The sequence below is a fragment of the Agromyces mariniharenae genome (genome assembly GCF_008122505.1).
Taxonomy (GTDB): Bacteria; Actinomycetota; Actinomycetes; order Actinomycetales; family Microbacteriaceae; genus Agromyces; species Agromyces mariniharenae.
In genome coordinates this window covers 1,567,487-1,590,571 of the sequence record NZ_VSSB01000001.1, presented here as the reverse complement: position 1 = coordinate 1,590,571, position 23,085 = coordinate 1,567,487, and the positions used below count along the sequence as shown (strand labels likewise).

General features: G+C 71.6%; 18 protein-coding genes. 8 read left to right on the top strand and 10 right to left on the bottom strand.

Features of this window, described 5'->3' with window-relative positions; all coding sequences use genetic code 11:
- Positions 1 to 92: 92 nt before the first annotated feature.
- Positions 93 to 1,442, bottom strand: a complete 1,350-nt coding sequence (locus FYC51_RS07265; RefSeq protein WP_148732932.1) for an MATE family efflux transporter — start codon at positions 1,440 to 1,442, stop codon at positions 93 to 95.
- 259 nt (positions 1,443 to 1,701) lie between these two features.
- Between FYC51_RS07265 and FYC51_RS07260 the strand changes: the two genes are divergently transcribed.
- The gene (locus FYC51_RS07260; RefSeq protein WP_222863217.1) at positions 1,702 to 3,450 is read left to right on the top strand and encodes an LVIVD repeat-containing protein; all 1,749 of its coding nucleotides are present in this window, start codon (positions 1,702 to 1,704) and stop codon (positions 3,448 to 3,450) included.
- A gap of 113 nt (positions 3,451 to 3,563) precedes the next feature.
- Here FYC51_RS07260 and FYC51_RS07255 read toward each other — a convergent pair whose 3' ends face one another.
- Positions 3,564 to 4,211 carry a DUF305 domain-containing protein gene (locus FYC51_RS07255; RefSeq protein ID WP_187432527.1) on the bottom strand — a complete coding sequence of 216 codons (648 nt, stop codon included), beginning with the start codon at positions 4,209 to 4,211 and terminating at the stop codon, positions 3,564 to 3,566.
- Between the two features lie 219 nt (positions 4,212 to 4,430).
- On the opposite strand from FYC51_RS07255, the gene FYC51_RS07250 reads away from it, so the two are divergent.
- The 4 genes from FYC51_RS07250 to FYC51_RS07235 all read left to right on the top strand — a co-directional run bounded on the left by FYC51_RS07250 (position 4,431) and on the right by FYC51_RS07235 (position 9,535).
- The gene (locus FYC51_RS07250; protein WP_238476254.1) at positions 4,431 to 5,807 is read left to right on the top strand and encodes a TrkH family potassium uptake protein; all 1,377 of its coding nucleotides are present in this window, start codon (positions 4,431 to 4,433) and stop codon (positions 5,805 to 5,807) included.
- The gene (locus FYC51_RS07245; protein ID WP_238476253.1) at positions 5,800 to 6,501 is read left to right on the top strand and encodes a potassium channel family protein; all 702 of its coding nucleotides are present in this window, start codon (positions 5,800 to 5,802) and stop codon (positions 6,499 to 6,501) included. Before FYC51_RS07250 ends, FYC51_RS07245 begins: the two co-directional genes overlap by 8 nt.
- Positions 6,502 to 6,560: 59 nt before the next feature.
- Positions 6,561 to 8,531 carry a M13 family metallopeptidase gene (locus FYC51_RS07240; RefSeq protein ID WP_148732929.1) on the top strand — a complete coding sequence of 657 codons (1,971 nt, stop codon included), beginning with the start codon at positions 6,561 to 6,563 and terminating at the stop codon, positions 8,529 to 8,531.
- 95 nt (positions 8,532 to 8,626) lie between these two features.
- Positions 8,627 to 9,535, top strand: coding sequence for a serine hydrolase (locus FYC51_RS07235; RefSeq protein ID WP_148732928.1), 909 nt, complete (start codon positions 8,627 to 8,629; stop codon positions 9,533 to 9,535).
- A gap of 28 nt (positions 9,536 to 9,563) precedes the next feature.
- Here the strand turns inward: FYC51_RS07235 and FYC51_RS07230 are convergent, their stop codons facing one another.
- From FYC51_RS07230 to FYC51_RS07215, 3 genes are all read right to left on the bottom strand, one after another.
- Positions 9,564 to 10,283, bottom strand: a complete 720-nt coding sequence (locus FYC51_RS07230) for a hypothetical protein (protein WP_148732927.1) — start codon at positions 10,281 to 10,283, stop codon at positions 9,564 to 9,566.
- Between the two features lie 108 nt (positions 10,284 to 10,391).
- On the bottom strand, positions 10,392 to 11,936 hold the full coding sequence (locus tag FYC51_RS19550) for an alpha/beta hydrolase (RefSeq protein WP_238476251.1): 1,545 nt from the start codon (positions 11,934 to 11,936) through the stop codon (positions 10,392 to 10,394).
- A gap of 20 nt (positions 11,937 to 11,956) precedes the next feature.
- Positions 11,957 to 12,364 (bottom strand): NUDIX domain-containing protein, encoded by a 408-nt coding sequence (locus tag FYC51_RS07215; RefSeq protein WP_148732926.1) that lies wholly within the window; start codon positions 12,362 to 12,364, stop codon positions 11,957 to 11,959.
- Between the two features lie 76 nt (positions 12,365 to 12,440).
- On the opposite strand from FYC51_RS07215, the gene FYC51_RS07210 reads away from it, so the two are divergent.
- Positions 12,441 to 13,745 carry an alpha-hydroxy-acid oxidizing protein gene (locus tag FYC51_RS07210; RefSeq protein ID WP_148732925.1) on the top strand — a complete coding sequence of 435 codons (1,305 nt, stop codon included), beginning with the start codon at positions 12,441 to 12,443 and terminating at the stop codon, positions 13,743 to 13,745.
- A 59-nt stretch (positions 13,746 to 13,804) separates the two neighbouring features.
- Here the strand turns inward: FYC51_RS07210 and FYC51_RS07205 are convergent, their stop codons facing one another.
- Both FYC51_RS07205 and FYC51_RS07200 read right to left on the bottom strand, forming a co-directional pair.
- On the bottom strand, positions 13,805 to 16,360 hold the full coding sequence (locus tag FYC51_RS07205) for a phosphatidylglycerol lysyltransferase domain-containing protein (RefSeq protein ID WP_187432526.1): 2,556 nt from the start codon (positions 16,358 to 16,360) through the stop codon (positions 13,805 to 13,807).
- Positions 16,357 to 17,658: an alpha/beta hydrolase gene (locus FYC51_RS07200; RefSeq protein WP_148732923.1), complete on the bottom strand. Its 1,302-nt coding sequence runs from the start codon at positions 17,656 to 17,658 to the stop codon at positions 16,357 to 16,359. Before FYC51_RS07200 ends, FYC51_RS07205 begins: the two co-directional genes overlap by 4 nt.
- Before the next feature lie 112 nt (positions 17,659 to 17,770).
- Here FYC51_RS07200 and FYC51_RS07195 point away from each other — a divergent pair, with 112 nt between their 5' ends.
- Complete coding sequence (locus FYC51_RS07195) at positions 17,771 to 19,156, top strand: glycine--tRNA ligase (protein ID WP_148732922.1); 1,386 nt, start codon at positions 17,771 to 17,773, stop codon at positions 19,154 to 19,156.
- A 151-nt stretch (positions 19,157 to 19,307) separates the two neighbouring features.
- Positions 19,308 to 19,922 (top strand): hypothetical protein, encoded by a 615-nt coding sequence (locus tag FYC51_RS07190; protein ID WP_148732921.1) that lies wholly within the window; start codon positions 19,308 to 19,310, stop codon positions 19,920 to 19,922.
- 138 nt (positions 19,923 to 20,060) lie between these two features.
- On the opposite strand, the gene FYC51_RS07185 is transcribed toward FYC51_RS07190, so the two are convergent.
- The 3 genes from FYC51_RS07185 to FYC51_RS07175 form a co-directional block, all read right to left on the bottom strand.
- Positions 20,061 to 20,756: a GNAT family N-acetyltransferase gene (locus FYC51_RS07185; RefSeq protein WP_187432525.1), complete on the bottom strand. Its 696-nt coding sequence runs from the start codon at positions 20,754 to 20,756 to the stop codon at positions 20,061 to 20,063.
- Positions 20,753 to 22,171, bottom strand: a complete 1,419-nt coding sequence (locus FYC51_RS07180) for a glutamyl-tRNA reductase (RefSeq protein ID WP_148732920.1) — start codon at positions 22,169 to 22,171, stop codon at positions 20,753 to 20,755. The genes FYC51_RS07185 and FYC51_RS07180 overlap by 4 nt, the downstream gene beginning before the upstream one ends.
- A 74-nt stretch (positions 22,172 to 22,245) precedes the next feature.
- Complete coding sequence (locus FYC51_RS07175) at positions 22,246 to 22,968, bottom strand: hypothetical protein (protein ID WP_148732919.1); 723 nt, start codon at positions 22,966 to 22,968, stop codon at positions 22,246 to 22,248.
- Between the last annotated feature and the right edge of the window lie 117 nt (positions 22,969 to 23,085).

Below are 23,085 nucleotides of genomic sequence, written 5' to 3'. Positions count from 1 at the left end.
GCACGTCGTCATCATCGCCGCCGTCCTGCTCGTGCCCGCCGCCGTCGTCGCGCTGGCGGTCGTGCTCCTGCGCCGATTCCGCCGCGACTGACTCAGGCGGTCGCGCCCACGACCATCCAGCGTGTGCCCCGCGCCCGGAGCGACAGCGTCACCGCCCGCGCGGCGAGGTAGCCGATCGCGAACGACGCCGTGAGCCAGGCGAGGGATGCCGCGCCGGGGAGGCCCGCGGCATCCGCCCACCAGACGGTGCCGAGCGCCAGGGGCACGAACGCCGCGAGGTTCACCAGGCCGGTCCAGGCGAGGTAGCGGGCGTCGCCCGCGCCGATGAGCACGCCGTCGAGCACGAAGACGAGTCCGCCGAGCGGCGCCGACAGCCCGAGCACCACGAGCGACGGCGGCAGCAGCGCCGCGACCTCGGGCGACGAGGTGAACAGCGCGGGCAGCACCCATGCCGTCGCGACCACGACTCCGCCGAGCACGACGCCCGACCAGACACCCCACTCCACGCAGCGGCGGAGCACCGCGCGCACGTGCTCCACGTCGCCCGAGCCGAGGCCCTTGCCGATGAGCGCCTGTGCGGCGATCGCGAGCGCGTCGAGCGCGAACCCGAGCGTGAAGTAGATCGTGATCGCCACTTGGTAGGCCGCGAGCTCGTCGGACCCGAGCGAGGTCGCCGCCCAGGTCGCGAGCAGCAGCGCCACGCGCAGGCTCGCCGTGCGCAGGAACAGCCAGCCGCCCGACACGGCCCCGCGCAGCACGCCCGCGTGATGCGGCCACGGGCTCGCGCCCACCCGGCCGACATGCCGCGCGATGACCACGAGGTACACCGCGACCATGCCCCATTGGGCGACGACCGTGCCGATGGCCGATCCGGCGATGCCCCACCCGAACCCGTAGATGAAGAGCGCGTTGAGCGCGATGTTCGCGGCGAAGCCGATGCCCGCCACCCAGAGCGGCGTGCGCGTGTCCTGCAGGCCGCGCAGCAGGCCGGTGGCCGCGAACACGACGAGCATGGCCGGCAGTCCGGCCATCGAGATCGAGAGGTACGCGGATGCCGCGTCGCTCACCTCGGCGGATGCCCCGAACACCCCGACGAGCCACGGCGTCGCCGCCCAGCCGGCGAGCGCGAGCACTGCGCCGAGCCCGAGCGCGAGCCACAACCCGTCGACCCCGGATGCCACCGCGCCGCGCTCGTCGCCGGCACCGACACGGCGGGCCACCGACGGCGTCGTCGCGTAGGCGAGGAACACCATCAGCCCGATGATCGTCTGCAGTACGGCGCTCGCGAGCCCGAGGCCGGCGAGCGGGGTCGCGCCGAGGTGGCCGACCATCGCCGTGTCGGCGAGGAGGAACAGCGGCTCGGCGATCAGGGCGCCGAGCGCGGGCACGGCGAGTCGCAGGATGTCGCGGTCGACGGCGCGGCGAGTGAGGGTGGTGCTCATGTGCTCCCGAGCCTATGCGGCGCCCCTGACAAGCCGATCATCCGAAAACGGATGCATTGGAACCGCTTTCCTCGGTACGTTGGTCCGAGGTCGGCCCTCGGGCCGGCGAGCGGCACGAGGAAGTGCCGCCGCTCGTCGGAGGGCATCGATCGTTGCGAGACAGATTCGAGAAGCACGAGAAGAGAGGGCATCACCGATGAGAACCTCATCAACACCCGTCCGATGGCGCAGGAGAGCGCTCGCGGCAGTCGGAGCGCTGGTGCTCGGCACGTCGCTGTTCGCCGCCACGAGCGCGAGCGCCGAAGAGGACGACCCGCGCGAAGGCCTTGCGCCCGGGTACCACGACGCAGGCGAGGCTGTGAGCAACATCGAGTGGCTCGCGAAGCTGCCCCGCGTCGCCCCGTTCGACGCGGCTCCGGGCAACTTCGGGTTCGTGAACTCCGACCTGGCGTTCACGGGCGACAACGCCATCGTCGGCAACTTCAACGGCTTCCAGGTCTACGACATCTCGGATCCCGGCGAGCCGACGCTGCAGTCGTCGTTCGTGTGTCCCGGCGGCCAGGGTGACGTGTCCGTCTACGGCGACCTGCTGTTCATGTCGGTCGAGGAGACGCGCGGCCGCATCGACTGCGGCACGCAGGGCGCCGGCGGCTCCGTGAACCTCGAGCGGTTCCGCGGCGTGCGCATCTTCGATATCAGCGACATCTCGAACCCGGTGCAGCTGCCGGGCGTGCAGACCTGTCGCGGATCGCACACGCACACGCTCGTGACCGACCCCGACGACCCGAACAACGTCTACATCTACAACTCGGGCACGTCGGGCGTCCGTCCGGCGGCTGAGCTCGCGGGCTGCGAGAACGCCAACACGAACACGCAGACCCCCGTCACCACGGGCAACCCCACGCAGTGGCGCATCGACGTCATCAAGGTGCCGCTCGCGGCGCCGCAGACGGCGGCGATCGTGAGCCAGCCGCGCATCTTCACCGACCCGGCGACGGGCGCGTTCAACGGCCTGCAGAACACGCCCACCGGCACTCTGCACCCGAGCGGCATCCCGTACAGCCCGCTGCCGAACACCAACACGTGCCATGACGTGACGGCGTTCCCCGAGATCGGGCTCCTCGCGGGCGCGTGCCAGGGCAACGGCATCCTCGTCGACATCACCGACCCGGTGAACCCGGTGCGCCTCGACGCGGTCGCCGACCCGAACTTCTCGTACTGGCACTCGGCGACGTTCAACAACGACGGCACGAAGGTCATCTTCACCGACGAGTGGGGCGGCGGCACGTCGGCCCGCTGCCGTGTGACCGACCAGCCCGAGTGGGGCGCCAATGCGCTGTTCGACATCGTCGACGGCAAGATGGAGTTCCAGAGCTACTACAAGCTCCCGGCCGTGCAGACCTCGCAGGAGAACTGCGTGGCGCACAACGGCTCGATCGTGCCGGTTCCGGGTCGCGACATCATGGTGCAGGCTTGGTACCAGGGCGGCCTCTCGGTGATCGACTTCACCGACACGGCCAACCCCGTGGAGATCGCCTACGCCGATCGCGGTCCGATCAACACGCCGAACCCGACGGGGCTGAACCTCGGCGGGTTCTGGTCGACGTACTGGTACAACGGCAACGTGCTCGGCAGCGAGATCGCGCGAGGGTTCGAGAGCCTGGCGTTCACGCCGAGCGCGATATTGACGGCCAACGAGATCGCGGCTGCGGGGGAGATCCAGCTCGACGAGTTCAACGCGCAGCTGCAGTCGAAGCTCGTGCACGACCCGAGCTACGCGGTCGTGCGGTCGTTCGTCGACCAGGCCGAGCGCGACGGCAGCCTGAGCGGCAACGCGCTCAAGCAGGTGCGCAAGTCGATCGACCAGGCCGAGAAGCTCTCGGCCGGCGGGTCGGCGAGCGCCAATGCGGTCGCCACGCACCTCGGCAACGCGGGTCGCACCTCGGGCCTGCCCGCCGACTCGAACCTCGTGCAGGCGCTCGACGCGCTCGCCGAGGCGGGGAGTTGACGAGCGGATCCGACTGATCGGATGAGGGGGGGGCCGGGCTTCGTGCCCGGCCTCCTTTCGCATCCCGGCCGGGTCGAGCGCGTCGGGTCGTCAGTGCGACGATGGGCTCGGACTCAGGACGTGCGCTCCGCGAGCATCTCCTGCATGCGGGCGATCTCGATGCCCTGGTCGCCTTCGACGTGGGCCGCGAACTGGCCGACGCCCGGCTCCTGGCCGCCGCCCGCCTGGTAGAGGTCCTGCACCATCTGCAGGGCGCCCTGGTGATGCTGGATCATGTACTCGAGGAACAGCAGGTCGAACGCGTCGCCCTTCGCGGCCTCGAGCTCAGCGAGCTGCTCCTCGGTGAGCATGCCCGGCATCCCGTGCCCGCCGCCGTGCCCGTCGTGGCCGTTCTCGCGCAGCGGCTGCGCGCGGTCCTGGAGCCACTGCGCCATCTGGTCGATCTCGTCCTCCTGGCTGACCTCCATGCGCTCGGCGAGCAGGCGGATGTCGCGGTCGTCCGTGTTCTCCTTCACGTACCCGGTCATCACCAGGGCCTGGGAGTGGTGGTCGATCATGTCGAGCATGAACGTCACGTCGGCGTCGACGTGTTCGGGCACACCGATCTCGCGGGCCTCCTCGGGCGTGAGCGTGCGGTTCGGCTCGCCGGGCGCGCCCAGTTGCACGACCGGATCGGTGGAGGCGGGCTCGCCGCCCACCGTGCACGCCGTCAGGCCGAGCGCCAGCACGACCGCCGTCCCAAGCCCCAGAGACCGCCCCATCGCCGTCATCCCGCTCCTCGCCCTCGATTCGACCGACCGCGGCGATCATCGGTGTCGACGTACCCGCGGCGGTGCAGATGACCTCCAGTCAAGCCGATGTCGGCGCAGATGTCGAAGCCGGGGCAAGCGCATGCCAACCGGGAGCGCCGAGCCGCCGGCCGAACGACCACGACGGCGTACCTGCTGCCGAACCTCCGCCCGCGGGCGTATGGTGTGCCCGTGGCCACCCGCAAGCCGGGCGACGAAGGCCCGGCCGAGCAACTGCGCCGTCGATTCCGACTGCATCCGGCGCAGGTGGTGGTCGTCGGGTTCATGGCCGCCATCGCCGCGGGCACGCTGCTCCTGCTGCTGCCGGGGATGACGGCGCCCGGCCGCTCGACGAGCTTCGTCGACGCACTGTTCACCGCGGCATCCGCCGTGACGACGACGGGGCTCGACTCGGTCGGCACCGCGACGCACTGGACCTTCCTCGGCCAGCTCGTCATCATCGTGATGACCCAGCTCGGCGGCCTCGGAATCCTCGTGTCGGCCGCGCTCGTCGGCGTGCTGCTCGCGCGCCGCCTGTCGCTGCGCACGCGCCTGAACGCCGCCGGCGAGTTCCGCGCCGAGGGGTTCACCGACCTGCGCCGGCTCGTGCGCGCCGTCATCGGCATCACGCTGCTCATCGAGGCGGTCGTCGCCGCGCTGCTGTTCCTCCGCTACGTCACCCACTACGGCTGGGGGCCGGGCAAGGCCGTCTGGAACGCGGTGTTCACGTCCATCTCGGCGTTCACGAATCTCGGCTTCACCCTGCAGTCCGACAGCATGATGGGCTTCGTCGGCGACCCGTTCGTCTGCCTCCCGGTCTGCGCCGCGGTCATCCTCGGCGGCTTGGGATTCCCCGTCATCGTGCAGCTCTGGAAGGAGTGGCGGCATCCGCTGCGCTGGAGCATGAACACGAACCTCGTGATCGTGGGCACGATCCTGCTGCTCGCCGGCGGTTGGGCCTACCTCACGGCGGTGGAGTGGTCGAATCCCGGGACCCTCGGCCCGCTCGATCCGGCGACGAAGGTGCTCGCCGGGTTCTTCGCGTCCGTGATGACCCGCTCCGCCGGGTTCAACACCGTCGACATCGCGGCCATGAGCAGCGAGAGCTGGTTCGCCATCGACGTGCTGATGTTCATCGGCACCGGGCCGGCGAGCGTCGGCGGCGGCATCCGCATCACCACCTTCCTCGTGCTGTTCTTCGTCATGCTCGCCGAGCTTCGCGGCGAGGCCCAGGTGAACATCTTCGGCAAGCGGTTGTCGCGCGCGGTGCACCGACAGGCCATCACGGTCGTGCTCGTGGCCGTCGCCGCCGTCGTCGGGCCGACGCTCCTGCTGCTCCAGATCACCGAATCCTCGCTGGACCGGATCCTGTTCGAGGTGATCTCGGCCTTCAGCACGACCGGGATGTCCACGGGCATCACGCCGGAGTTGCCCGATTCCGCCAAGGTCGTGCTCGTGCTGCTCATGCTCCTCGGCCGCGTCGGACCGCTCACCCTCGGCAGCGCGCTCATCCTGCGCGACCGCCGCATCCTGTACGAGTTCCCGAGAGAGAGGCCCGTCGTTGGCTAGACGCTCATTGTTCGGCGACCAGGGGTACACGCGTCGCATCGCGGAGGCCGACTCGGTCGCGGTCATCGGGCTCGGTCGGTTCGGCCGCTCGCTCGCGCTCGAGCTCATGGCGGGCGGCACCGAGGTGCTCGGCGTCGACATCCGCGACGACAACGTGCAGAGCCTCAACGGCCAGCTCACCCAGGTGGTGCGGGCCGACCCGACCAAGCCCGAGGTGCTGCGTCAGCTGTCGATCGACCAGTTCGACCGGGTCGTCGTGGCGATCGGCGGCAACCTCGAGGCATCCATCCTCACGTCGTCGGCCCTGCTCGCGATGGGCCTGCCGTCGATCTGGGCGAAGGCCGACAGCGCCGAGCACGCGGTCATCCTCGAGCAGCTCGGCGTGCACCACGTGGTGCAGCCCGAGAGCGACATGGGCCGCAAGGTCGCGCACCTCGTGCGCGGAGCCGCGCTCGACTACATCGAGATCGAGCGCGGATACGCGATCGTGAAGTCGGCGCCGCCCGAGCGGCTCTGGGGGATCCCCCTCGGCAAGACCGGGCTGCGCAAGGAGTTCGGGGTCACGATCGCGGCATTCAAGAAGCCCGGCGCCGACTGGACCAACGCCGATGCCGAGACCGTGCTGGGAGCCGACGACACGATCCTCATCGTGGGCCCGACGCGCAAGGCCGAGGGGTTCGCGCAGCTGAGATGAGCGGGCGGCGCTCGCACGTGCTCGCCGGGCGGGGACCGGCGAGCGAATAAGCTCAGGGGATGACGAAGCTCCCCTCAGGCATCGCGAAGGACGAACTCGACGACGAGGTGCGCCCGCAGGACGACCTCTTCCGGCACGTCAACGGCAAGTGGATCGAACGCACCGAGATCCCGGCCGACAAGGCCCGCTACGGCTCGTTCCTCGTGCTGCACGAGGAGGCCGAGAAGGCCGTGCGCGAGATCATCGAGGAGGCGCAGCAGGCCGATCCGGGCACCGAGGCCCGCAAGGTCGGCGACCTCTACGCCAGCTTCATGAACGAGCAGCGCGCCGACCTCCTGGGCGCCACGCCCATCGCCGCGCAGCTCGTCGAGGTATCGCTCGTCAACTCGGTCGAGTCGTTCCTCGAGACGCTGGGCAAGCTCGAGCGCCAGGGCATCGCGGGGCTCGTGCAGCTCTACGTCGACAACGACCCGGGCGACCCCGAGCGCTACCTCGTGTTCGTCGAGCAGGGCGGCATCGGCCTGCCCGACGAGAGCTACTTCCGCGAGGAGCGCTTCGCCGCGGTGCGCACCGCGTACAGCGCCCACCTCGAGCGCATGTTCGCGCTGGCGAAGCTGCCCGACCCGGCCGACCGCGCGGTGCGCGTGTTCGACCTCGAGACCGACCTCGCGAAGGCGCACTGGAACAACGTCGACACCCGCGACAGCGAGAAGACCTACAACCTCTACGCCTGGGGGGATGCCGCGGCCGCGTCGTCGCTCGACCTGCAGGTGTGGCGCGACGCCATGGGCGTGCCCGAGGGCGCGTTCGCCGAGCTCGTGCTGCGCGAGCCGTCGTTCGTCGAGGCGCTCGGCGGCCTGCTCACCGAGGAGCGCCTGGAGGCGTGGAAGGACTGGCTCGCCTGGCAGGTCATCCGCTCGACGGCCGCCTACCTGTCGAACGACTTCGTCGAGGCGAACTTCGACTTCTACGGTCGCACGCTGACCGGCACCCCGCAGATGCGCGAGCGCTGGAAGCGCGGCGTCTCGCTCGTCGAGGGCGCCATGGGCGAGGCCGTCGGCCGCATCTACGTGGAGCGCCATTTCCCGCCCGCGGCGAAGGACGCGATGGACGACCTCGTCGCCAACCTCGTCGAGGCGTACCGCGAGTCGATCACCGGGCTCGAGTGGATGGGCGACGAGACGCGCGCGAAGGCGCTCGAGAAGCTCGACAAGTTCACGCCGAAGATCGGCTTCCCCGTGAAGTGGCGCGACTACTCGACGCTCGAGATCGACGCCGACGACCTCGTCGGCAACGTGCGGGCGACGGCCGAGTTCGAGTTCAACCGCGAGCTCGCCAAGATCGGCAAGCCGATCGACCGCGACGAGTGGTTCATGACGCCGCAGACGATCAACGCGTACTACAACCCGGGCTTCAACGAGATCGTGTTCCCGGCGGCGATCCTGCAGTACCCGTTCTTCGACGCCGGCCGCGACGCCGCTGCGAACTACGGCGCGATCGGCGCCGTGATCGGCCACGAGATCGGGCACGGGTTCGACGACCAGGGCTCGAAGTACGACGGCGACGGCCGGCTCACCGACTGGTGGACCGAGGCCGACCGCGCGGCGTTCGAGGACCGCACGAAGGCGCTCATCGCGCAGTACGACGCCCTGAGGCCCGCGCAGCTCGACGGCGAGAACGGCGACGACCACCACGTGAACGGCGCCCTCACCATCGGCGAGAACATCGGCGACCTCGGGGGACTCGCCATCGCCTGGAAGGCGTACGTGCTGTCGCTCGACGGGAAGAAGTCGCCCGCCGTCGACGGCCTCTCGGGCGCCGAGCGGTTCTTCCTCTCGTGGGCGCAGGCCTGGCAGATGAAGGGCCGCGACGAGGAGGTCATCCGCCTGCTCGCGATCGATCCGCACTCGCCGAACGAGTTCCGGTGCAACCAGATCGTGAGGAACATCGACGAGTTCTACACTGGCTTCGGTGTGACTGACGACGACGCCCTCTGGCTCGATCCGGCCGAGCGGGTGACGATCTGGTAGATCGCGCCGAAGAACGATCCGAACCAACCTTCTCGAGCGCGCCGCTGACCGCGGTGGGGGAGCGCCGACCGTCCGAGGAAGAGCGTGCAATCACCGTGGTGACGTCGTCGCAGGGTTCCGAGCGGCGAGCGCGCCACGCGAGCATCCGGAGGGGACGACACCGCACGGACGAGCACAACGAGGACTTCACCCGCGGGTTCAACGCCCTCGGCGAGCTCGCGCTCGCGGGGGTGCAGGTCTCCGCCCGCGCGACCGACCTCGCCACCGGGAAGGTGCTCTTCTCGGTCGACGACCACGTCGTGATGCCGACCGCCTCGATCGGCAAGGTGCTGCTGCTCGTCGAGGTCGCGTCGAGGCTCGCGGGCGCCACGGCGGAGGCGTTCACGGTGCTCGACCGGGCCCCGCGCGACGCCGTCGGCGATTCGGGCATCTGGCAGCACATGCAGTCGCCGTCGCTGCCGCTCGCCGACCTCGCCGCGCTCATCGGCGCGTCCAGCGACAACCTCGCCACGAACGTGCTCATCCGCCACGTCGGCCTCGAGGCGGTGCGCGCCCGCACCGAGGCGCTCGGCCTCACCCGCACGGCGCTGCTCGACCTCGTGCGCGACCACCGCGGCCCCGACGACGCCCCGCAGCTCTCGATCGGCTCGGCCAAGGAGCTCACCTGGCTCTTCGCCTCGCTCGCCCGCGGCGAGGTCGTGAGCCCCGAGGTGTCGCAGCGCGTGGTCGGCTGGCTGTCGCTCAACGCCGACCTCTCGCTCGTGGCGTCGGCGTTCGGACTCGACCCGCTCGCGCACCGCATGCCCGACCACGGCGTGCTGCTCATGAACAAGACGGGCACCGACGGGGGCGTGCGCAGCGAGGTCGGCGTGCTCCGCGGCCCGCGCGCGAGCGTCGCCTACGCCGTGTCGATGTACTTCGCCGACACCATGCTCACCTCGCGCCTCGCCGTGCTCGACGGCATGCGCCAGGTCGGGCTCGACCTGCTCGAGTACGTGCACTGAGCGGGTGCCGCGCGCCCGCGCTCGTGCGTCAGGCGTCGAGCGGATGCCGCAGCAGCCGCACGAGCACCGCGCCGTGCACGGCGCCGACCACGGCCCCTGCGGCGAGGACGCAGGCGAGGAGGATGCCGACGCCGAGCGCGTTCACGCCCACGTCGAACATGAGGCTCGGGCCGAGGTAGGTGAGCGGCAGGGCGATGGCCCACGCGACGGCGTTCGCGGGGATCCACCGCCAGGCGTGCTCGACGTGGCGCCGCAGGACGACGACCTGCGCGCTCGCGAGGACCGGCCCGAGGAGCAGCCCGACTCCGGCCGCGGCGAGGAGGATCACGGCGAGCGGCGGCTCGGCGATGGTCGGGGCGGACGCGGCATCCGTCGTCTCGACCTGGCCGGTGACCAGCGAGATCACGGTGCTCGGGACCATGCCGAGCAGCCAGGCAACGCCCGCGCCGATGGCCGTGGCCCAGACCCACGAGCCGCGCGAGAGCGTCGGCAGCGGTTCGCGCAGCACCCGCCACTGCGCGTACCCGACGACCACGCCCTCGAAGAGCGTGCCGAGCGCGACCGCGGCGATCGCCGTCGCGACCTCGAACCATGGCCCGAACTGCGCGCCGAGCAGCACGACGAGCCCGGCGCCGACGAGGAACGAGCCGCCGAGCCCGACGCCCTCGCCGATCGCGTTGGCGAGCACCCAGCGGACATAGAGGCGGCGGTCGGTGTCGGCGCGTGCCTCGACGTCGGTCATGCCCATGCCTGCAGGGTAGGTCGCGCCGACCCAGCCGCGCGGGCCGTTCGTCCCGTGCCCCGACATCGCCCAGCGACATGTCGGATCCGCCTCACCTGCGGCGGATTCGGTAGCTCACTGAGGGGACGCCGGCCCCGAGGGTTCGGCGAGGTCGACGGCGTCGGAGCGGGTCGGGTCCTGCGTGAGCAGCGCGATGCCCTCGTGCACCGCCTCGAGCGTCTCGGGCGCGGCGAGCACGCGGAAGTGGCCCGCGACCGGCACCTGCACGTTCGTCGCGCCCTCGAGCGCGCTGCCGTCGGGCACGTGCGGGTCGAACGTGCCGAACACCGAGACGATGCGCGCGTTCACGGATGCCGCGTCCCCGAGCATCACGATCGTCTCGTCGCTCGGCAGCAGCGCCCGGATGCTCGGATCCCCGAACAGCCGCGCGCGCCGCGCGCCCGCGAACGGCGTGCAGATCGCCACGACCCCGCGCACGCCGAGCGCCGCGCCCTCGTCGTCGATGAGCACGTGCTTGCCGATGAGCCCGCCCTTGCTGTGCGCCACGATCACGCGTCCGGCCGGCGGCGGTGCCGACCGGGCGAGCGCCTTCGCGACGCGCGCGGCGGTCTCGGCGATCGGACGCCGGTTCGCGCGCATGCCGTGCACGACGACGACGCGGTGTCCGGCCGCGTGCAGCGCGTCGCCGAGGGGGCGCAGGAACGACCAGTGCTCGTACACGCCGGGCAGCAGCACGACCTGCGGCTTGTCGGGGTCGCCGTGGCGCCATCCGGCCGGTTCCCGCCCGGCGCCGAAGACGGCGAGCTGGTGCCATCCCGCGAACGCGTAGTCCCGGGCCATCACGCCGAGCGCGGCCGGCACCCCGAGGTGCGGCGCCGCGGCCCCGGGCGCCTCGACGAGCGACACCGGACGTCCGGCCGGCAGCCCCTGCGCGTGCCGCACGATCAGCTCGCCGACGCGACGGCCGGCCCGGATCATGGTCTCGTGCCCGCGGCCCGGCACCTCGACGTACCGCCCGTCGGGCACGAGCCGGGCGACTTCCTCCGCCCACTCCCGCGGCACGACGCGGTCGTGCTCGCCGCGGACGACGAGCGTCGGCGCCGAGATCTCGGGGAGGATGAGCTCGATGCGATGCTCGAGCATCGGCCGGAGGTTCGCGGCATACCAGCGCGGGCCCGCCTTCGCGTAGAGGGCGATGCCCCAGCCGAGGGCCTTCGGATGCACCAGGGCGATGTCCTGCAGGAACCGCAGGGTCTGCTTCCCGAGCGTACGCTCGCGCGGGTTCACGGTCGGCGCGATGAGCACGAGCCGGTCGACGAGGTCGGGATGCTGCGCCGCCGTCTCGGCGACGACCTGCGCGCCCGTCGAGTGGCCCACGAGCACCGGCCGGTCGATGCCCTCGGCCACGAGCAGCTCGGCGAGGAGCTCGCCAGCCGCCGGCATGCTCAACGGCTCGCGGGGCTGGGGCGCGTCGCCGAAGCCGGGCAGGTCGAGCGCATGCACCGTGCCGGTGGCCTCGAGCACGCCGGCGAGCTCCGCCCAGTAGTCGTGCGCCATGCCGAGGCCGTGCACGAGCACGTAGTCGGGTCCGTCGGGCCGGCCCGACTCGTGGATCACGACGACGTCCTCGCCGCGGCGGAACTCGCGGGTCGGCGCCATGACCGCAGTCTATGGGCGCGTCAGTCGATGACGCCGGATGCCGCGAGCCGACGCAGCACCTCGGCGCCGGCGGGCGGGCAGCGGTCGACGTCGGCCGTCGTGACCCAGTGCAGCTCGCCGACCTCCGCCGAGGCGGCGGGCGCGGCATCCGTCTCGGCTCGGAACACCCGCATGCGCACGAGCCGACCCTCGGGCTCGCCGTGCGCCTGCACGACCACCTCGAAGAGCTCGACGAGTCCGTCGGGATCCAGCTCGAGGGCCACTTCCTCGAACGCCTCGCGGGCGGCCGCCTCGGCGGCGGACTCGCCTCGGTCGATCTTGCCGCCCGGCATGTAGTGCACGTCGCGGTCGCGCGCGGTGACCATGAGCACGCGGCGGTCGCGCACGAGCGCGATCGCGGCGACGAGCAGGGCGGGCAGCTGGGACATCCACTCCACCCTAGGCGGCGGCTACGCTGGCTCGCAGTCCGGTCGCGACGGCGCGACGGAGCGGAGGAGCCGAACGATGGGCGAAGCGCAGCGCGGGTACGCACGGGTCGTGCAGTCGGAGGTGTACCGGGCGGGCGTCGGCGGCGCGAAGCCGGCCGTGCCGGTCGACCACGCGGCGCTCGAGCAGGCGGCCCGCAAGGCGATCTCGGCCGAGGCGTTCGCCTACCTGGCGGGCGGAGCGGGCGGCGAGGCGACCATGGCGGCGAACCGCGCGGCGTTCTCGCGCTGGCAGGTCTGGCCGCGCGTCCTCCGCGACGTCGCCGCGCGCGACCTCTCGATCGAGCTGCTCGGGCGGCGTCGCGCGACCCCGTTCATCCTGTCGCCCATCGGCGTCGCCGAGCTCGCGCACGCCGATGCCGACGTGGCCGTCGGGCGTGCGGCATCCGAGCTCGACGTGCCCTACGTGCTCTCGAACCAGGCGTCGCGGCCCATGGAGGAGGTCGCCGCCGCGATGGGGGCGGGCTCGCGGTGGTTCCAGCTGTACTGGAGCCGCTCCGACGAGCTCAACGCGTCGTTCCTGCGCCGTGCGGAGGCGGTCGGCTGCGAGGCCGTCGTCGTGACCCTCGACACCCACCTGCTCGGCTGGCGCACCCGCGACCTCGACGCGGCGTTCCTGCCGTTCACGCGCGGCCAGGGCATCGCGCAGTACACGAGCGACCCCGTCTTCGCCGAGCTCGTGCGCGACCGCGTCGCTCGCAGCACCGGGCCCGGGGAACGGCCGAGGGTCACGCCGACGCTGCTCCGGTCAGCGTTCTCCATCGCACGCTCGGCCGTCGGCACGCGGCTCGTCGACGGCGGCGTGCGCGACGCCCTGCGCTCGCCGCTGCCGCGCGCCGCGGTGGAGACGTTCCTCGACGTGTTCTCCGACCCGAGCCTCACGTGGGACGACCTCGCCCGCCTGCGCGAATGGACGTCGTTGCCCGTGCTCCTGAAGGGCGTGCTGCATCCCGACGACGCGAGCCGGGCCCTCGACCACGGCGTGGACGGCATCGTCGTGTCGAACCACGGCGGGCGCCAGGTCGACCGCTCGGTCGCGACGCTCGACGCGCTCCCCGCGATCGTCGAACGCGTCGCCGGCAGCGTGCCGATCGTGCTCGACAGCGGCATCCGGGGCGGCGCCGACGCCGTCATCGCGCTCTCGCTCGGCGCGACGGCCGTCGGCATCGGACGCCCGTACGCCTACGGGCTCGCCGTCGCCGGGCAGGAGGGCGTGCGCGAGGTCGTGCGCAACCACATCGCCGAGCTCGACCTCACGCTGGGCCTCGCGGGTCACCGCTCGGTCGCCGAGCTGGGTCCCGAGACGCTGCGGGCCGCCGGCTGACGCAGCGGGCGGCCGGGGCCGAGTGACACAGCCGGCTGCGCCGGCGAGGCATCCGTCGGCTACTTCGTCAGCGTCCGCACGAGCGCGACCGCCTCCTTCGGCGAGACCTCGGGCAGGTAGGCGCGTCCGATCGCCACGCCGATGGTCGGCAGCGCGAGCGGGTCGGGGTAGGCCATCGAGATGGTCTCGTACTCGGGATTGAACTTGGCCTTGAACCGGAACAGCGACGAGAAGCCGTAGGCGGGCTCGAGCGTGCGTCCGAGGAACTCGAGCAGGCGGGTCATCGCGGTCGGCTCGGGCGGCTCTTCGCCGGGGGCGAGCGGCTTCGCGGCGAGCGGAGCACCCGAGAGGCTCAGCACCTCTTGGCCCTCCTCCTTCATGTGCAGGGCGGCCGACGCGATGAGGAACTCCATGATGCCGTTCATGCTGTGGTCGGTGCGCCGCATGAAGTCGATCGTCCAGCCGACGACGTCGCCGTCGCGGTACACCGGCAACCAGCTCGTGATCGCCTGCAGGCGCCCGTCGGGCCCGACCGCGAGCATGAGGCGCACGTCGGGGTCCTTCAGCTCGTCCATGCCGCCGAGCGTGAAGCCCATCTCCGGCAGCTCCTTCTCGGACACCCACTCCTCGGAGATCGCGGTGATCTCGGCGACGGTCGGCCGGGGGAGCTCGTCCCACGTCGTCCAGACCGTGGTCATGCCCTCCTTGATGCCGCGGTTCAGCGCCTGCCGCACCTTCTGCCACGGCTTGCCCGTGAGCTCGAGGCCGGTCGTGCGCACGAGCGTCTCCTCGCCCACCGACATGTGCTGCCAGCCGAGCTCCTCGAACACGGCCAGGTACTGCGGGTGCACGCTGTAGAACACGGGCACCCAGCTGTTCGCGTCGCAGAACGCGGTGAACTCGCGGATGACGCGACCGGCCTCCTCGGGCCGGCAGATGGGGTCGGACATCGTGATCGCGATCCCGTTGATGACGCGGTACGCCACCGCCGACTCGCCGTCCGCGCTGAACCACGGCACGTTGCCGGGCCACGTGCCCATGAAGCCGAGCGTGCCACCGCCGTTGCGCCGGATGATCGTGCGCAGCTTCAGGCGGTCGGCGAAGCCGAGCTCGGCGCGCGTGTGCCGCATCAGCCGGATCGCGGCCACGATGAAGATCGCCCAGAACAGCGGCCCGATCAGCTGGTAGGCGATGCTCGTGAGGTCGTGCGCCGGGATCACGATCGGGTCGACCACGGCGAGGAAGTGCGGCGGCACGAACCGCTTGAGCGTGTCGACGAGGAGGTCGACCGGGGTCGCCGCCGGCCAGTACTCGCCGAGGGTCGCGAACCCGATGGCGTAATACGCGGCCGCGAGCACCACGAACGACACGACGACCGTGGTCACGAACCGCGCGAACGAACCGCGCGGCGAACGGACCTGGAAGTGCCGCCGGGTCACCGTGAGCATCACGATGATGCCGATCGGCAGCGCGAGCACCGCCAGCGCCCAGACGATCAGCTCGCCGATGTCGAACACCGTCCACGCGCCGCTCTCCACGTCGGCGGTCGTGACGGTCACGTCGAACGCCGTGCGGGCGAACAGCAGGATCGCCACGTTCACCGAGATCGCGAGCCAGCGGGCGAACCGACGGCCGGAGCGCAGGCCCCACGCCGCGAGCAGGAGCAGCAGCACCGGCACGAACGACAGGAGGAACATCCCGAAGCCCTGCGAGCTGAGCACCGCGAGCTGCTTCAGGCACTCGTCGCCGACGGCGGATGCCGCGGCCCCGCACTGCGAGATCACCACGTCGATGTCCACCGGGTCGTCGTCGTAGAGGTACGAGCCGAACCCGAACGGCGTGAGCTCCGTGCGGTTGACGAACGCGACGACCGGACCGATCGCCGTCACCGCGACGACGGCCGCGACGAGCGTGCGGGTCTCGGCGTGCGAGCTGCGGCGGGCACGCAGGGTCGACGCGTCGCGCGAAAGCAGTGCTCCGAGGAACAGTCCGACGATCCCTGCAATGAGCCGGTAGACGTTCGAGGAGTCGCCGTCGTAGAGCACGAACACGAGGATGAACGCGAACGTCACGATCCGGATGCGGCGACGCCACAGCACGCCCATGAACGCCGTCGAGGTGATGAGCGCGCCGACGATGCCCGCGAGCGGGTCGAGCGTGAGGTCGGCCGCCGTGCCGGTCGCCCACCACTCGCCGAAGAGCGACCCGATCCACTGCAGCCACGTGCCGATCGCGACCCCGAGCACGCCCGTGACGAGGAACGCGACGATCGCGCGCCACGTGCCCATGCGCCGCTCGGCGATGCCGAGCAGCAGGAACGACAGGACGACGCCGAACACGAGCTGGAACGGGTCGAACGGGATGAACAGGGCAGTCACGACGGTCCACCACTGCGCCCCGTCGATCGTCGTGACGACCCCGGCCGCCCAGGCGTTCGCCGTGGCATCCGATGCCTCGCCGACGATCGTGCCGGTGACGATGGAGGTGACGAGCAGCAGCACCGCGAACGCGATGCTGAAGGGCACGCGCCGAGCGAAGCCTGCGAGCGCCTCGCCCGTGGTGCGGAGCCGGCCCTTCGGCTCGACGTCGGTGATCGCGGGATCGGTCTCGGTCACGGGGCCGCCAATCCGAGTCGTGGGTAGAGCACCTCGAATCCCTTCTCGAGTCCGCCGAGCAGGCCGCTGACGCCGTGGTCGGCGTCGGGCACCACGTAGAAGGTCGTCTGCATGCCGGCCTGCGCCGCGGCATCCGACAGCCGTTGCGCGCCCGGCGCGAACGTGCCGTCGTTCGCGCCGATCGTGAAGATCGCCACCGAGTCCGGGTACGGCGCCTTCAGGGCCATGATCGTCGTCGGCTTCACGGCGTCGTAGGCCGCCTGGTCGCCGTTGAAGACGGAGGCCAGCACGTTCGCCGGCTGCTCCGCGCCCTGGTACTCGGTGGGCGACACGGCGAGGAGGTTTCCGAACACCTCGGGGTACTTCGCGCCGAAGTACGCGGCGCACTGCCCGCCGTTCGAGTAACCTGCCACGGTCGTGAACTGCGGGCCCTGCAGCACGTCGAGGTGCGACTTCGCCCACGGCACCACGTCCTGCATCACGTAGGTCTCGACGTTCCCCATCGAGGTGTCGAGGCAGAGCGGATCGACGTTCGGGTCGCCGAGCTGGTCGACGACGAGTGCGATCGGCGCGAGGCCCTCATTCCGCGATGCGAAGTCGTCGAGCACCTGCGCGATGAACGAGGCGTCGGGATCGCCGGGCTGGCCCATCATCATGATCACGAGCGGCAGCCGTGGCGGATCGTCGACGAGCGCCGCGGGCGGCAGGTACAGCTCGGCGTCGCGCGCGGCGAACCCCGACTGCGTGTTCGGCACGCCGCCCTCGGGCGTGCCGACGCGCCCCTGCGCGGGCATGCCGGCCGGCGGCGTCCACGTGAGGTAGAGCGGTTCCGTCGGGTCGGCCGACGGGCTGGCGCTCGGGTCGTCGAGGTCGATCGTGCCCGCCGTCGAGATGCCGAGGAGGGCGCCGAGCGTGCGGTCGATGCCGTAGGCGGCGTTGATGCCGAAGAGCGCCGTGAGCGAGAAGATCGGCACCGCGAGGATCGCGATCAGCTTGCGCCACCAACGGGAGTACCAGAGGTTCCAGATGGCGAGCGCGCAGCCCGCGAAGGCACCGGCCACCCAGAACCACACTTCGGGCAGGATCGGCCCGGGGATCGCCCCCAGCACGTTCACGCTGACCCAGAGGATGCCCGCGCCGACGAGGGCGCCGACGATCAGGACGACGATGACGGTGAGCACCCACGACCAGCCGGGGCCGCGGCCGAGCAGGTAGATGAACACGGCGGCGGCGATGGCGTACACCGTGTACAGGAACGGTCCGTCGACGATGTTGACGTCAAGCAGGAAGTTCCACACCCTCGCCCCCCTCGGACACCGGCCGTGATGGGGCACAGCGTAGCGCCCGTAGGATGGTGGGACCGTGTCGTCTCCGGGCAATTCGCCCGATCCCCGCACCATTGGAGCCACCGTGGCCGCACCCAGCCGTCTCGAGTCCGTCATCGCCCTCGCCCAGCACCGGGGCTTCGTCTTCCAGGCCGGCGAGATCTACGGCGGTTCCCGGTCCGCGTGGGACTACGGACCCCTCGGCGTCGAGCTGAAGGAGAACATCAAGCGCCAGTGGTGGCGCACCATGGTGACGAGTCGCGCCGACGTCGTCGGGCTCGACTCGAGCGTCATCCTCCCCAAGCAGGTGTGGGTGGCATCCGGCCACGTCGGCGTCTTCACCGACCCGCTCGTCGAGTGCCTGCACTGCCACAAGCGCTTCCGCGAGGACCACCTCCTCGAGCACTACGAGGCGAAGAAGGGCCACGCCCCCGAGAACGGCATGGCCGACATCGTGTGCCCGAACTGCGGGACCCGCGGCCAGTGGACGCCGCCGCGCGACTTCAACATGATGCTGCAGACGTTCCTCGGCCCCGTGCAGGACGAGTCGGGCCTGCACTACCTGCGCCCCGAGACCGCGCAGGGCATCTTCACGAACTTCGCGAACGTGCTGCAGGCGTCGCGGCTCAAGCCGCCGTTCGGCATCGGCCAGATCGGCAAGTCGTTCCGCAACGAGATCACGCCGGGCAACTTCATCTTCCGCACGCGCGAGTTCGAGCAGATGGAGATGGAGTTCTTCGTCGAGCCCGGCACCGACGACGAGTGGTTCCAGTACTGGGTCGACCAGCGCTGGAACTGGTACATCGACCTCGGCATCGACCCCGAGAACCTCCGGCTCTTCGAGCACCCGAAGGACAAGCTCTCGCACTACTCGAAGCGCACGATCGACATCGAGTACCGCTTCGGCTTCCAGGGCGGCGACTGGGGCGAGCTCGAGGGCGTCGCGAACCGCACCGACTTCGACCTGTCGACGCACACCGAGCACTCCGGCAAGGACCTCTCGTACTTCGACCAGTCGAAGAACGAGCGCTGGGTCCCCTACGTGATCGAGCCCGCGGCGGGCCTCACACGCTCGCTCATGGCGTTCCTCGTCGACGCGTACGACGTCGAGGAGGTGCCGAACGCGAAGGGCGGCACCGACAGCCGCACCGTGCTGCGCCTCGACCCGCGCCTCGCGCCCGTGAAGGCCGCCGTGCTCCCGCTGAGCCGCAACGAGCGCCTCTCGCCGCTCGCCCGCGACATCGCCGCCTCGCTGCGCAAGCACTGGAACGTCGACTTCGACGACGCCGGTGCGATCGGCCGCCGCTACCGCCGCCAGGACGAGATCGGCACCCCGTTCTGCGTCACGGTCGACTTCGACTCGCTCGACGACAACGCGGTGACGGTGCGCGAGCGCGACTCCATGGGCCAGGACCGCGTGCCGATCGCGGAGCTCGAGGGGTACCTCGCGGCGCGCCTGATCGGCGCGTAGCGCCGCTCGCGACGCTGCTGATTCGCGGCGGAGTCCCGTTTGCGCTGCGGAATCCCGATCCTGTGGGATTCCACCGCACGAACGGGATTCCCACCGACCGAAGTCGGCGGCCCGCGGATGCCGCGGGGCGGCGGCCGATAGCATCGCGGTCATGCACGTGGCATCCGCCGGCTTCTTCGACATCGGCCCCGACGATTCCGACTCCGAGCGCGTGATCGAAGTCCCGCGAACGCCGCCCTGGCTGCAGCCGCCGCAGGACGTGATGCCCGGACGTGTCGTGCTCGACGAGATCGTGCACCGCGACGACGCGATGGTGATCCTCCTCCGCGAGGTCCGCGTGTACCCCGAGGGCGCCGAGTTTCGGATCCGGTGGGTGCGGCGTCGTCGCGGCGAGACCGAGCGGGAATGGCACCGCTGGATCCAGGATCGGCACATGCCGCCATCGAACGACGTGGAGCCCGACGACCTCCACGTCGGCGTGCGGCTCGCCGACGGCACGCGGGTGCTGCCGCTCGGCATGCGTCGCGCCTGGCAGCCCGACGTCGAGCCCTCCCCGCCGACCCTGACGGTGCTGGGCGGGGGCGGGGGCGGCGGCGTCGATCAGTACGACAGCGCCGTCAACGCGTGGCTCTGGCTCGGCGGGCCCGTCGAGGGCGACCTCGAGACGGTGCTCCAGTGGCGCGCCATCGGACTCGGCGAGAGGAGTGTGCGCGTCCCGGCCGACCTGTTGCAGTCCGCGCCGCCGCCGCGACCGCTGTGGCCGTGAGGATCTCGCTCGGGATGCAGGCGATCGCGCTCGATTCAGGCCGAGATCCGCGATTCCCGCCTGAGCAGCGCGCGTTTGCCTGATCCGCGTTCGCACGTCGTCGCACGATGGCGCGCGCGAGCGGCACAGAGCGACCGGTCAGGCGCGCAGCGCCGCCCACTCGCGGCGGAGGATCCCGTAGACGGCGGTGTCCTGCCACTCGCCGTCGTTGTACTCCTCCTCGAGGAGGGACGCCTCGCGACGCATCCCGAGTCGTTCGCACAGCGCAGCGGATGCCGCGTTCCGCGCGTCGAGGAAGGCCTGCACCCGGTGCGGGTTCAGGTGCTCGAACGCGAAGTCGCGCAGGGCGGCGGCCGCCTCGCGCGCGTAGCCGCGGCCCTGGACGTCGGGATGCAGCACCCAGCCCAGTTCGAGCTGCGCGTGCTGCACGCTCGAGACCCGGATCATGAAGTCGCCGATGAGGCGGTCGCGGGCGCCCGCCGCCGGCTCGTCGGCTGCCGACCCCGGCAGGATCGCGGCGAAGAAGACGAAGTCGCCGTCGGCGGCGAGCACGCGGCCGGCTGCGCGCCGTGCGGTGTGCGCATACGCCTCCGCCCGCTCGCGCATCGGCCACGGCAGGTAGCGGAGCACCTCGGGGATGCGCTGGTACTCGTAGACCTCGGCGGCGTCGGACGCCTCGAGCGGACGCAGCACGAGGCGCTCGGTGCGGAGGGGCTCCTCGGTCAGCGGTGCGGCGTCGTAGGGGAAGCGGAGCGCGGGCGGTCCGTCGGCGGCCGCGGCGGCGGGGCGCCCGGGATCGTCGAGCAGGTCGGAGGTGGACGGCGCCCCGCTCACGAGGCGTCGGCCTGCTCGGCCCGCCCCGCGGCATCCGTCGACGTGGCATCGTTCGACCCCGACACCGACGGGGTCGACGACTCGCGCACCGCCTGCGCGGTCGCGTCGGGCTTCACGCCGAAGAGGGCCTCGAGCCCGTCGATCCAGGCGGCCTGCTCGCCGGCGCGGGCGAGCTCGCGCGAGCGCACCATGGGCGTGTGCAGCAGGACGCCGGCCATGTGGCGCAGTGCCGCCTCGGTGCGTCCGTCGTCGTCGCCGCGGGACTTCGCGCGCTCGATCTCCGCGTCCATGAGGTCGAAGACGTGGCGGCGCAGGGCGACGACGGCCGGCGCGAGGTCGCGCTCCTCGGCGATGTCGCCGAAGGCGCGGGCGTCGTGGTTCACGATCGCGCGCGCGGCATCCGTGGCACCGAGCTCTTCGAGCGGCGCGTGGATCTTGATGGTCTCGAGGTCGAGCAGCTCGACACCGGGAAGCTCGACGACGTCGGGGGCGACGTTGCGGGGGAGCCCGAGGTCGATGACGAGTTGGCGCGGCTCGCCGGGTGCGCCAGGGCCGGCGGGCGACGCGACACCCGGCAGCACCGTGACGGTGCCGGCGGATGCCGCGAGCTCCTCGCGCCCGACGGCGATGAGCGTGCGGTCGACGACGTGGTGCTCGGCCGTGGTGCAGGTCACGATGATGTCGGCGTCGGCGGCCGCGGCGGCGAACTCGCCGCGCGCCACGGCCTCGATGCCGTGGCCGGCCGCGAACTTCGCGCCGCGGCCCGACGGGGAGTGCACGCGCACGTCGGTGACGCCGCGGTCGCGCAGGGCCGCGAGCGACGCGCCCGCGAACCGGCCCGTGCCGACGAGCAGCACCCGGGTCTGCGCCCAATCGGAGACGCGGCTCTCGGCGAGGTCGAGGGCGAGGCGCACGAGCGAGCGGCCCTCGCCGCCGATGCCGGTCTCGTTCTTCACGCGGCGGGACGTCTGCGAGGCGCGCTGGAACAGGCGCTCGAGCTCGGGCGTCGTGGTGCCCTCGCGGCGCGCCTGCTCGAGCGAGCGACGCACCTGGCCGGCGATCTCGCCCTCGCCGACGACGACGGACTCGAGCCCTGAGGCCACCGAGAAGAGGTGTCCGGCGACGGCGTTGCCGTGCACGAAGCCGAACGTGGTGCGCAGCTCCTCGGCCTCCAGCCCGGCGACCGAGCCCACGGCGCGGATCGCCTCGTGCACCGCGGCGACGGGCGACGCGCCCTCGGGCGTGTCGAGGTCGAGGTACGCCTCGAAGCGGTTGCAGGTCGCGACGACGACGGCGCCCTGGAGGGAATCGTGCCCGTCGAGGATGCGGGGCGCGGCGTGCTCCGCGTTCGCCGAAAGACGCTCGAGCATGTCGAACCCGGCGTTCTTGTGACTCGCGGTGAGGCAGATGAGCACGAGGGGATTCTACCCGCCGTCGAATGGGGCTTCGAATCGAGTGGACGCCGGGCGACTCGGGAGCCGAGGACTCCTCAGCGGCGACCCATGGCCGCGGCGGCCTGCATCGCGGGCGTGATGATCGGGATCGGCGCCGTCAGCGGCGGGAGCTCGAGGCCCTCGGCCGCGAGGGCCGCCCGGTGCATGGCCTTCCAGCTCCGGACGGTCGCGAAGAACGGCGCGTCGGCGAGCGCGTACCGGCCCACCTTCCCCGCCGAGAGGATGATCGGCAGCTCGACGCTGTGGCCGTGGTGGCGGATGCGCAGCACGGCGACGGGCACCTTCGCGTCGCCGACGACCATCGAGTCGGCGCGGATCGTGCGCACCTCGCGCCACGGGAAGTGGGCGGCACGTCGCGGACGGCGCCCGCCGTTGAAGAAGGCGATGCCGAGCTCGTCGACCACGATCGAGTAGCGGGCGCCGAGGCGCACGCGCTCGTCGGGCAGCAGCTCGTTCATGCGCTGCTCGAGCAACCGGCTCCGGATGCCGCAGCTGAGCTCACCGCGAACCGACGACGCGAGGGCGGCCCGACGGGAGCGGGCGCGGGCCGACCGGGCGAGCCGGGCGATCGCCCAGACGAGGAACACGATCACGCCGATGCCGACGATGACCGTGCCGACCCCGTTGGCGGGAACGGCCGGCATGCTCGGCAGGTACCGCTCGAGCATCGGGGTGCCGGCCATGATGCCGGCGACCACTGCCACGGCGGCGAGCGCGACGAGCACCGTGAGGCTGACGCGATGGGCGGCGGGATTCATCGGCCCCCTCCGCCCCCCGGAGCCGGGTGCCTTCGCCGCGTCGGGTCGCCGGGGCGAATGATGGACCTGGTGTTCGAAACGATCGGGGACACGTCGTTCTTCTTCTCCGTCGGGGGC